At 67.0% G+C, this 9073-nt stretch carries 6 protein-coding genes and 5 pseudogenes; 10 read left to right on the plus strand and 1 reads right to left on the minus strand.

Annotation, left to right across the window (positions count from 1 at the left end):
* Nucleotides 1-534: 534 nt before the first annotated feature.
* The 10 genes and pseudogenes from IE271_RS39410 to IE271_RS39445 all read left to right on the plus strand — a co-directional run bounded on the left by IE271_RS39410 (nt 535) and on the right by IE271_RS39445 (nt 8289).
* Entirely contained in the window at nt 535-1131 is a 597-nt protein-coding gene (locus tag IE271_RS39410) for a TlpA family protein disulfide reductase (RefSeq protein WP_190195256.1), read from the plus strand.
* Nucleotides 1132-1211: 80 nt separating this feature from the next.
* Nucleotides 1212-1486: pseudogene (locus IE271_RS39415) on the plus strand (helix-turn-helix domain-containing protein); the annotation flags it as partial.
* Between the two features lie 210 nt (nt 1487-1696).
* A pseudogene (locus IE271_RS43040) lies at nt 1697-1845 on the plus strand (IS630 family transposase); the annotation flags it as partial.
* Nucleotides 1846-1998: 153 nt separating this feature from the next.
* On the plus strand, nt 1999-3570 hold the full coding sequence (locus tag IE271_RS39420; protein ID WP_373308914.1) for an ISL3 family transposase: 1572 nt from the start codon (nt 1999-2001) through the stop codon (nt 3568-3570).
* A gap of 275 nt (nt 3571-3845) precedes the next feature.
* Nucleotides 3846-4394, plus strand: a complete 549-nt coding sequence (locus IE271_RS39425) for a hypothetical protein (protein WP_190195257.1) — start codon at nt 3846-3848, stop codon at nt 4392-4394.
* A gap of 128 nt (nt 4395-4522) precedes the next feature.
* Nucleotides 4523-4828: pseudogene (locus IE271_RS43780) on the plus strand (IS630 family transposase); the annotation flags it as partial.
* Nucleotides 4826-4967 (plus strand): annotated as a pseudogene (locus IE271_RS43050) (IS701 family transposase); the annotation flags it as partial. The pseudogenes IE271_RS43780 and IE271_RS43050, both read left to right, overlap by 3 nt.
* 634 nt (nt 4968-5601) lie before the next feature.
* Nucleotides 5602-6174: a TetR/AcrR family transcriptional regulator gene (locus IE271_RS39435; protein ID WP_190195258.1), complete on the plus strand. Its 573-nt coding sequence runs from the start codon at nt 5602-5604 to the stop codon at nt 6172-6174.
* Between the two features lie 155 nt (nt 6175-6329).
* Nucleotides 6330-7226, plus strand: a complete 897-nt coding sequence (locus tag IE271_RS39440) for an SDR family NAD(P)-dependent oxidoreductase (RefSeq protein WP_190195259.1) — start codon at nt 6330-6332, stop codon at nt 7224-7226.
* Between the two features lie 631 nt (nt 7227-7857).
* A complete protein-coding gene (locus IE271_RS39445) occupies nt 7858-8289 on the plus strand; it encodes a hypothetical protein (protein ID WP_190195260.1) in 432 nt (143 codons plus the stop codon).
* Nucleotides 8290-8563: 274 nt separating this feature from the next.
* Here IE271_RS39445 and IE271_RS43785 read toward each other — a convergent pair.
* Nucleotides 8564-9073 (minus strand): annotated as a pseudogene (locus IE271_RS43785) (transposase); the annotation flags it as partial.

Here is a 9073-nt window from a genome sequence, read left to right on the forward strand (position 1 = left end):
GACACGGCAACCGCTTCGTCATCTCGATCTCCCCAACCGAGTCGACGCCTCCCTGCACGGCCTACACCCTCACGAATCCGCCGTCAACAAACCACCGTTAGGAACGCAGTTCATGCCCATCCACCCGAACCGATGCGTCACGTTCAGAAGGCGAAGAGCTTCCACGGCTCGATGATGAAAGCGCGCTGATAATCCGTGCGGCTTCGCCGGTGGCGACTACGGAGCTTCAGCTCACTGCGTTCGGCGCGTGCGACCGGCAGACACGCGCTCCTCGCCACCAGCACAGCACAAGTGCCGACCCGGGAGGGGAGCGTGCGTTGCTGTCGATAGACACCTCGAGCCATGACCATGGACAAGAGCCTGCTCTTCCGCTCGCAGAGGGCGAGGTTCCCGGGCTGCCCGACTCGTGCGCGCAGCGGAAGCCCCACCGTCGCGCCGGCCTGCCGCGGCTTGTCGTCCGGCGCAGGCGCACTGGTTCGCCTCAACACAAGGGGTGCTGGTTCCCACTTCACGGGCCCGTGGGAAACTCGTCACATGATTCTCAGGCCTGTCGCCCGTGCAGTCGCACTGACCGCGATCGTCACTCTTGGTTCACTTGCGCTGTCCGCCTGCGGCAGCGGCACGTCCGGAGGCGGCGGTCAGACGAACTTCGTAACAGGTGCGGACGGCATCGCAACGGTTGCCAAGGATGAGCGAAAGCCTGTCGGCTCGATCACGGGTGAGACTCTTCAGGGCAAGCCCCTCGACGTCGCCGACTTCCAGGGCAAAGTCCTCGTGATCAATGTCTGGGGCTCTTGGTGCCCGCCGTGCCGGGCCGAAGCTCCATACCTTAACGAAGTCGCCAAAGAAATGAAGACCAAGGGCGTTGAATTCCTTGGCATCAACACCCGGGATAGCGACAAGTCCGCACCCAAGGCGTTCGAGGACGACTACGACATTTCATACCCGAGCCTCTTCGATCCGACTGGGAAAATGCTCCTGTCGGGATTCCCCAAGGGCACGGTGACCCTTCAGGGTGTCCCCGCCACTGTCGTTCTGGACCGAAATGGGAAGATAGCGGCCAGGGCGTTCGGCGGGGTCAACGAAAATAAACTGCACAAGATGATCGATCCCGTGGTCAGGGAGAAGTGAACTAGTGCTTTGACCGCATAGGGTCGGAGGTCGTGACGGTTGGATGGGCGGTGACGTCTATTCCGACCGTTGGACGTGCGGTGGCCGAGTCTGTCCGTATGCGGGAACTGACCGATCAGGAGGGGCGGAAGCTGCAGCGGATCGGTCGTCGGGGCAGTACCGGCTCGGTGCGCTACCGGCGGGCGATGATACTGCCGGCCTCGGTCGGCGGGAACCGGTGTCGGCGATCGCCCAACTGGTGCGAGCCGATGAGGACACCGTCCGGGACGTGACCCACCGGTTCAACGAGATCGGCCCGGCCTGTCTGGACCCTCGCTGGGCGGGAGGCCGTCCCTGCCTGCTCACCCGTGACGACGAGGGCTGGCGTTATCGGTGCCGCTGGCCCCACCGGAATCGGTCCGACTTGGACCCACGTAAGTGTTCGGTTCCGGCTTGAATCGGCCCCACGGGTAGCCGTTCACCCTGTTCAGCGGCGGGGCCAGTTCTGAGCGGAAGTAGCTGCGCCCGGTTTGTCCTGGAGCCGCGTCAGGCCGGAGAGGTGGAGCCAAGTGCGCCGATAACGCCAGAGGGCTTCGTCGTGGCGACGGCCACCACCCGCCCCGTCAAGCTCGGCGGCCCTTCATCCGCTGGTCCTTGCGCAAACTCGTCGCCTACCTGCGCACCGTCCACGACCGGACCATCCGTATCGGCCGCGAGGCCCTGCGCTGCCTGCTTATCGGCGTACAGGGTTCTCTGGCCCTGGCAAGATTTTCGTAGCCCGAGATCACGGCGTAGGACACAAAATCTCGGACATCGGGCATCCTCCTGCTGTGTGGTGTCGAGCTTGCTTCTTTGTTGCCGCATCTGGCGGGTGTGGCGACTGAATCCGTGGACGCGACGGGCTCAGCGGTGCTTGTCCGGGCTCGTACGCGTGAGGAAAGTGCTGCTCGGTGTACGGGGTGCGGCCGCGCCAGCGACTGGGTGCACAGCCGCTACGTTCGCCGTCTGGCCGACGTGGCGGTCGGGGGCCGACCGCTGCGTATCGAGTTGAGCGTGCGCCGCTTCTACTGCGAGAACCCGGCCTGTGTGAAGGTCACGTTCGCCGAGCAGGTCGACGGACTCACGGTGCGCTACCAGCGTCGCACGGCGCTGTTACAGAACCTGGTCGAGACGGTCGGCATCCTGCTGGCCGGGCGGGGCGGTGGCCGGCTCCTGGGGCTGCTGAGCGCGCCGCTGTCGCGTACCAGCGTGCTGTTCCAGCTGATGAGAGTGCCCCTGCCGGCCGTGGCGACGCCGCGGGTGCTGGGCGTGGATGATTTCGCGTTGTACGCGCAGGTGTACGGCACGTTGCTCGTCGACGGTGACACCCGCCTGCCGATCACGTTGTGGGAGGGGCGTGATGGGGCCGCACTGGCCGCATGGCTGCGTGAGCACCCCGGAGTGGAGGTGGTGTGCCGGGACGGCTCGCTGGCCTACCGGCAGGGGATCACCGACGGCGCTCCTGAATCAGTGCAGGTCAGTGACCGTTTCCATCTCTGGCAGGGGCTGTCGCGACGGGTGCAGGACGTCACAGCCGCCCACCGTTCCTGCCTGACCGCCGCCGTCCTGCCACCCACTGAGCGCCAGGAGGTGCAGCCTGCGACGGACGGGGAGCCGCCGCTTGAGACGACCCGGGCCGGCCGGCACGCCAAGCGCCTGTTCGAGGCCGTCCACGAGCACACCGACAGCGGGGACAGCATCAGCGCGATCGCCCGGAAACTCGGCCTGAACCGGCGCACCGTGCACAAGTACGCCCGCGCCACCAGCTGGCAGGACGTGGTGCGCCGTGGCCGGCTGCGCCCGCCCACCGCCCTTGCGCCCTACCTCGACCACCTGCGCAGACGATGGGAGGAGGGCGAGCACAACGCCACGATCCTGCACCAGGAGCTGGTGGCCAAGGGGTACTGCGGGCACTACCAGCGTGTCAAAGTCGCCGTCGCGTCCTGGCGCGCAACCGACGGCAGGCCCATCCCGCAGGAAGCTGCGCCCTCGCCCCTCCAGACCGCCCGATGGATCATCACCCCGCCCGAACGCCGAGGCCTGCAGGCCCAGGAACAACTGCGTCTGCTGTTTGCGCACTGCTGCGAACTGGCTCACGTCCACGCACTGGTCCGCGAGTTCGCCGCCATGCTCGACCAACAGGACGCCACCGCACTGCCCGGCTGGCTCGAAAAGCTCGCCACCTGCGGACATCCCACCCTGGCAGGCCTGGCCAAGGGAATCCGCGAAGACCAGGACGCCGTGATCCAGGGCATCACCACGTCCTACAGCTCCGGAATGAACGAAGGCCGTGTCACGGACGTGAAGCTCCAGAAACGGATCATGGCCGGTCGCGCCGGCATCTCCCTCCTACGGCAACGCGTCATCCTAATCGCACACCTGAGACGCCGCTCCTCTCATCAGGCCGCATCCCGGTGGTGATCTCGGGCTACGAAAATCTTGCCAGGGCCGGTTCTCTCCCCAGGTGCGTACGGGCGAACGTCCCCGGCCGGCTGCTCGGCCGCCGCACGGCCGCAGCCGGCCGATAGTCCGCCGGACTCGGGACAGGGCGATCGGTCCGAAGCCCCGAGGGGCGGCGCGCTCGGGCGATCACGGGATCCTGCGAGCCGGGTGCCGCGGCGGTCCCCAGGTGATGGCGCGCGCCCGTGTGATCCAATGGCCGCGGAGCCAGGACCTCGCGAAGGGAACACGAAGCCATGTCGACGGTCATACCCGTTCCCGACAACTGGCACGCTGTGCTCAGTGGTTGGGACGACCTCCGACACGGCTACCACGCCGGGGACAAGGACGAGACGGTGCGCGACTGCGCCCGTCGGCTCGACACGGCGGCGCCGGGGTCAAAGGGCGATCCCGTGCTGTTCTGGACGCTGGGTCTGCTGATGCTCGCGCCCCATGTGGCCTTCGACGGCCCAGGTCCGGGAGTCGAGGACGAGGCCATCGCCGTACTGAGCCGGGTCGCGCGCGATGACGACGGCAGGACGTGCGCGCATGGCTGGCATCCGTACGAGGCCGACGTGGACGATGTCCTCGAGCACCTTCCCGCCTGGCTGGAGGTGCTGAGCTCCCCGGTGGACCAGGCCCTCGAGGATCTGCTTCCTGAGGCCTACCTGGATGAACTCGAGGACGTGGAGGCCGAACCCGCGAACCTCTCCGGACCCGACATCCTCGCCCGCTGGCAGTGCCCGCGTACCGCACCGGGATTCGCCCGCGCGGCCCTCGACTACCTGGGCGCAACCATCCGCTGAGGACGACGACTCCTCAAGTGGGAGTAGCTGAGCGGTCGAGTGGTCCCGACCGGCCTGCACACGACCACCTTCAGGATGGGGAGATATCGCTGCACCTCACTGACCACATTCGGGCGTACGTCGACAGCCTGCTCGCCCGCCGCGGCGTCACCTTCCAGCGCACCAAGACCTGGAAGGAGTCTCCCGATCTCGAGCGCGACGCCAAGCTTGACCGGACCGAGGAGGTACTGGAGCGCTTGGCGAACCGGGCCTGATGGTGCCCTGCGGCGAGTTCGGGCCGCTTGGCATCCGTCCCACCGCGGGCTCGGGCTGGGCCCGAAAGAAGCACCCCGACCGGCTGTCGGCCACCTATCGCCGCACCCACGGGGTTGCGCTGCCTCCACGGCTACTACTCGGTCGGCGACGACCACCTGTGGGGCGTCAACCGCCGCAAGGGCCGGTCCTGGACCGGCCGGCATCACCACGTCACTCTGGCCACCGCCGCCCACGCCTTTCTGACCGAACAGCGGCTCGCCTCAGAAGTCGGTGCACCGATCCTCACCCTCTACCAGGTTTTCGGCCTCCTCCAGGACAGCCTGGGGTACTGGACCGGCACCTGCGCCACGTGCCAACAAGCCCTGCCCCGCACTCGCAGATCGGCACCAACCACGGAGTCCTATAGATGGCGGCAGGGTGTGCTGTCGGCATCACCGCCCTCTACTGATGCGTGAGGGAGACGCTCGACCTGCTTACCGCACTCGCTGTCGGCCTTCGGTCAGGCCGCACGGGCCGCCTCCCGCAGGGCCTTCATAATCCCGCGCGTCGCGCCGCTACTCCGTTACTGGATCACCACCGACCACCCTTGCTGTCTTGGCAAGCACAGGAAGGCATGTACGCGTTGACCCCATCAGCAACCCGCTGTGGGACTCACCAGCTGTCCGACGCGGTCCGCGCTCATGGCATCGACCCCTGAGCGGGGCCAGCGTGTGCTGGCGGGCGGCACCAATGGCTCTGTTCATGAGAATGAGCAGCGCCGGTTCACCGATTGAGGGGGCAGGAGTCTCCGTACGTTGGATCGAACCGACCACGAGATGCGACAGCGCTGCAGCCGCCGGGCATGGCAGGAGTTGAGTGCTCGTTGCCGTCGTCCGGTGTCTCCCGTGTGTGGCTGTGCGTCTCGGTTGGCCTCGGCTCTGGCTGCGGCCTGCTGGCTGCTTATGCTGGGGCCGTGACATCGAGGGCGGGGCAGGAGACGGAGCTGCGGGCGGATGCGGTGCGCAATCGCGCCCGGATCCTGCGGATCGCCCGCGAGCAGTTGGCCGCTGGTGACACGTCACTGCAGCTGAACGCCATCGCCCGGCTTGCCGGGGTGGGTGTGGGGACGGTCTACCGGCACTTCCCGAACCGTCATGCGCTGGTCGAGGCGCTCTCGGCGGAACGCTTCCGGGAGCTGATCGCAGAGGCGCAGGCGGCGGTCGCCGCCGACGACCCGCGCGCGGGCCTGCACCGGCTGCTGTGCTTCGGGCTCGACCGCATGCTCGACGACCCGGACTTCGCGGCCGTGCTGGAATCTGCGGTCGACGCCGGATCGCAGACCTCGGACATGAGGGCCGAGCTCGACCAGGCGGTCACCGGGCTGCTGGACCGCGCCCGTCTGAGTGGCGCGATCAGAGACGGTGTCGATGCCGAGGACGTGCGCCGCTTGCTGTGTGGTGTGCAGCATGCGGTGCGCTCCGGGGGCGGTGCACGCCGGGACCTCTACCTGGACGTTCTGCTGGAGGGTCTGCGCCCGCCGCGCTGACGGCGGCGCACCTCGTCTCCTGCCCGTGTCGGTCCGGCGGTCCGTCGGGCTGTTCGTCTTCCCCGCACCAACCGGATAGCTATCCGGTTGTGTTAGCGTGCACTCATCGAAACGGATAACTATCCACTTGGTGTGCGGCAGTGAGGGGCGGGGTCATGAGCGAGCGGGCAGTGGTGACGGCGGGTACCGGGGGCATCGGCCTGGAGACCGCGAAGGGACTCGCGCGGCACGGGTTCGCCGTGACGGTGGTCGGCCGCAACGCCGAGCGCGGCACGAGCGCCATCGAGGAGATCGCGGCGGTCGCGACCGCGGCCGCACCGCGATTCGTGACCGCCGACCTCGCATCGCTCGACCAGGTCCGTGCGCTGGCCGCGCACCTGGCAGCCGAAGGCCCGCTGAAGGTGCTGGTCAACAACGTCGGTGCGATGTTCACCCAACGCCGGCAGACCGTCGACGGCATCGAGTCGTCCTTCGCCGTCAACCACCTCTCGCCCTATCTGCTGACCGAGCTGCTGCTCGACCGGCTCCAGGCAGCCGCACCGAGCCGGATCGTCAACGTCACCTCCGCCGCCGTCAAGGCCGCCAAGCGCACCTTCGACGCTGCGGAACCGCCGGGCGGCTACTACGGCTTCCACTGGTACGGCCGAGCCAAGCTCGCCAACCTCGCCTACACCCTTCACCTGGCTGAACGCCTCCGCGGCACCGGGGTCACCGTCTTCGCGGCCGACCCCGGCGGCGCCGCCACCAGCATGACCGACGGCACCATGACCTCACCGAAGATCGTCTCCCCGCCACTGCGCCTGCTGTGGCCGCTGGTGCGCCGGACCTTCACACGCGCCACCGCCGGCCCCGCGTCGGCGGCCGCCTCGCCGTCCGTCTTCGCGGCCACCGATGCCTCACTCGAGGGGCGGACCGGCGTACTCATCGGGCCCGGGGCCCGTCCGGTCCCCGTTTCCCGTGGCGCCGGCGATCCCCGGACCATCGCGAAGGTCCTCGAGCTCAGCCGACGGCTGGCGCCCCTGGACGGCGCTCCCGGCGTGCAACACAAGTGACATCCGACCGCCCGCCCTGGACGACGTCCAGGACTCCGGTCTGCGGCGGATCCGCCGCAGACCGGAACGGAGAGAACGCTGTCGCTTCTCGTGAACATCGAACACCGCATCAGGGGAGCGCCCCCCAGGGCGGTGAACATCTGGCTGTCGCTACCCGTGAACAAAGCCACACCAAGGGCCACCAGTGTGCCAGTGCCCCTGTCCGAGCCCCGTACCGCAACCTTTGGAAGACGTTTTTCACCGTTCAGCGAGCGGTCAGCATCTCCCGCGCCCGCATCCGCGTGCTTGGGAGCAGGTCATGGCCTTGCCGAAGAACCGGCATCTGCTACGGGAGCCGCGGCGCAGCAAACCTTCCATTGCACCCTTGTCCAAGCCGCCCTCGGGACAAGACCGCCGCTGCTAGACGGTCGGGCACATGGGTCCTGACTGGTCGGCCGCCATCAGCTGCACTGCCGCTACGAGCGCAGCGCCGAGCATTTCCTTGCCTTCACCGCCAGCGACATAACCGTACCCAAAAGATGAAGATTCGGACGTTATTGACTTTTGCGATATTTTAAATGCCCTGGCCGTTAGGTGTCGGTTTAACGTATGATCATTTCGTTCAACTGGCTGTAACCTACATGGGGGAAAAGTGAATACTTCCTTCCGCAAGCGCGCGGTGACCGTCCTCACAACCGCTGCTGTTATGACGGGCGTCGCCCTGACTATGGGCGCGGGTGCCGCCTCGGCAGGCCCGAGCGCGACGTTCTCCGTCGGTGCCATGCAGAGCGACGGCTCTCGCACTATCACCATCAAGACCGGCGGCACTACCGCTGGCACCGTCAAGTGGACGGCTAACGGAGACAAGCTGACTGCGACCGATTCCAAGGCGGACAGCTTCGGTATTTCCGGGTACGTGACCGCAAATCCTTACCTCATAGCCGACACCTTGGGGCACAAGGCACCGTACACGGACACCGCGCACAGGGACCTGACTGAGAACAAGACCTACACGTTCTGGGCTTGCATCGGAAACAACAGCGTGGGGCTCACCTGCTCCGACGTCTACAACGTCACTTCCTGAGCACCCGCAGCGCCGAGCGCGGCCTCGCTCGGCTGAACGCCGTTGGCCAACGTCTCGTTCATCTCGGCTGACGGTCATGCTGAAGGTTCGAACATGCCGAAGAGGTCGATAGAAATATCGTGAGCAGTGCTCACGAGTGCTTGAGGGCTGTGCGAATACAAGAAGCTCCTGGTAGGCAAGAAAGAAATACTTTCTGCCGCCTACCAGGAGCTTCTAACTTTTTTTCTCGCTTGTCAGCGGCTCGCGTATCCACTGTGCAAAGAGATGGGCTGAGCTAAGTGCCATTTCGGAAGTTCTGCCGGTGACCGGTCGGGAACCAGGGGGCTGCGGTGGTCAGGAGTTGGCTGGGTGAGTGAGTGCGGAAGACGGAAGAAGGTGTGCACCTGTCGTCGGCGGCCGGGCCGGATGGTGGCGGTGTTGGCGAGGAACGCCTTGAGCGCGGCCCAGGCACATTCGGCGGGGTTGTCGTGCGGGCTGGAGCGGGCGCCGTACCACGGGTGCGGCCCGGGCAGGTGGCGACGAAGTCGCGGACTACGTGGGTGTGGTGGATGGAGTCGTTGGCGCACAGCACCACCACCGCCGGGGCGGTGGGGAAGGCCGCCAGCGGGGGCTGGAGCAGGGCCAGGAAGTCGGCCGCACTGCGGCGGCCGAGCCGGTAGCGGAAGGCTCCGGACGTGACGTCAGCGCGCCCAGCGCGGTGAGCTGGCGGTTCTTGCCCGGGGTGGTGATGTGCGGGCGCTGGGCGAACGTCGTCCAGTTGGAGCGCAGGTGCGGCAGCAGGTGC

This window comes from Streptomyces minutiscleroticus, assembly GCF_014650875.1.
GTDB lineage: Bacteria > Actinomycetota > Actinomycetes > Streptomycetales > Streptomycetaceae > Streptomyces > Streptomyces minutiscleroticus.

Bases quoted from the DNA above. Each gene is read 5' to 3' on its own strand.
- IE271_RS39410 (WP_190195256.1), top strand. From the start codon at position 535: ATGATTCTCAGGCCTGTCGCCCGTGCAGTCGCACTGACCGCGATCGTC.
- IE271_RS39425 (WP_190195257.1), top strand. From the start codon at position 3,846: ATGTCGACGGTCATACCCGTTCCCGACAACTGGCACGCTGTGCTCAGT.
- IE271_RS39440 (WP_190195259.1), top strand. From the start codon at position 6,330: ATGAGCGAGCGGGCAGTGGTGACGGCGGGTACCGGGGGCATCGGCCTG.